Genomic DNA, 1,780 nt, shown 5'->3' with positions numbered 1-1,780 from the left:
TTTAATTGTTAGTAGACTGAAATAACGTTGATTTCCGTTTCGGGCGGACGCTTTCCGGGGGGCTTGCCCTCAGCCTCCTCGTCGCTTCGCTCCTGCGGGGTCTTCACGCTGCGCTGATCCCCCAGGAGTCGCCGCCCTGCACTCCAATCAACTGGAGATCCCTTGAGACAGGGGCATCATTTCAGTCTTCAGAGCCGGCGCTCTCCATGTCCAACTGGCCAGCTTCTTCAAATTTATGGCAGCAAAAGTCAGCATCGCCTGCATGGACATTTTTTTTAGTCCCCTGAGGGTTGTCCATCGCATGCCATGCTTTTCTTTTGCATCCGCAAAGACGCGCTCAATCGTCTCTTTGCGCATTCCGTATATTTCCTTGATTTCATGGTTGTGTCGCAAGTCCTCAGCCACATCCAAATAGTCCTGCCAGATATGCCGCTGAATCATCTTTTGCTGATTCTTACTTTGCGTACATTGGCCAATGACTGGACACACGGAACAGATAGAAGGAGTCGAAGCATACTGCCGGTATCCTTCCTTCGTGGTTGTTCGGTATGTAAGAACCTGTCCTTCCGGACAAAGATAGCAGTCGAAATGCTCGTCATAGACATACTCGTGTTTTCTAAAGAAGCCTTCTTTTGTCATTGGTCGTTTGTAAGGAAGTGCAGGAAGAACCTGATTCTCTAAAAGGAAGTTGACAATGGCTGGTGTTTTGTAGGCTGCATCAGCGGCAACGACGACTGGACGTCCTACTTGTTCGATGATCTTCTGGACTAATGGTTCAAGCAAATTGCTGTCGTGGACATTCCCTGGCGTGACGATGTTTGCGAGTACAAATCCCTTTTCGTCCGTGGCAGCGTGAAAAGAATAAGCGAATTGCTTTGTCCGTTCATCTTTAACGTAATAACCACTTTCCGGGTCTGTTGTTGACTCCTTAATCTCCTTGTACTCTTCCTTTTCAAATTTTTCCGGCGGGAATGGTTTCTTCCCATTCTTTTCCCGATCCACGTTGAGCTCCTCCTGGAGCCTCTTCTCATAAGCCCGCGTCTCCTTACGAACAACCTTCTTCTCAAACTTTCTCTTATTCGCACTCGCTTTCACATGGGTAGAATCAATAAAGACATGTTCTGGGCTGAGAAGCCCATGGTTTGCCACCTCGTTTAGCACTTTATAGAAGATCTGCTCGAACAGATCAGTATCTGCGAATCGACGGACATAATTCTTCCCGAACGTGGAGAAATGAGGAACCTCTGTATGAAAGCCAAAGCCTAGGAACCAGCGATACGCCACGTTCGTTTCAATTTCCTTGATTGTCTGGCGCATGGAGCGAATGCCGAAGGTATACTGAATGAATGTCATCTTGATGAGTACGACAGGATCTATGCTAGGTCGCCCAATGGTTGAATAAAGATCTTCTACTAATGGATAGATGAAGGAAAAATCAAGTGCCGCATCCAGTTTGCGCACCAGATGGTCATGAGGAACCAACTGTTCTATTGTCAGCATTTCAAACTGTTCGCGTTCATTGATTTGATTCTTCGTCATCATTTCCATCACCTCATTCATTTAATAGGAAACACCGTTGATTGAAGCGGAGAGCGGCGACTCCAGCGGGAACAGCGCGAGCTGAAGACCCTGGACTGAGCGCAGCGAGGGAAGCGGCTGAAGCCGTGCCCGCGGAACGCGTCCGCTCGCAGCGGAAATCAACATTTCTAACTATATCTCTATTTTAAAAGAAAAAAGACTGCAGGCAACACCAAATTTCAAGGTGTTTGTCTACAGTCTG

Annotated in this window: 1 protein-coding gene; it reads right to left on the bottom strand. The window is 47.6% G+C overall.

Annotated features, from left to right (window positions below; genetic code table 11):
* Positions 1-147 precede the first annotated feature (147 nt).
* Positions 148-1,542, bottom strand: a complete 1,395-nt coding sequence (locus SLU01_RS17805; RefSeq protein WP_147060867.1) for an IS1182 family transposase — start codon at positions 1,540-1,542, stop codon at positions 148-150.
* Positions 1,543-1,780: the final 238 nt, after the last annotated feature.

This window comes from Sporosarcina luteola, from assembly GCF_007991495.1.
Taxonomy (GTDB): domain Bacteria; phylum Bacillota; class Bacilli; order Bacillales_A; family Planococcaceae; genus Sporosarcina; species Sporosarcina luteola.
The sequence above is the reverse complement of the archived record's forward strand: the minus strand, read 5'-3'. Positions and strand labels throughout refer to the sequence as shown.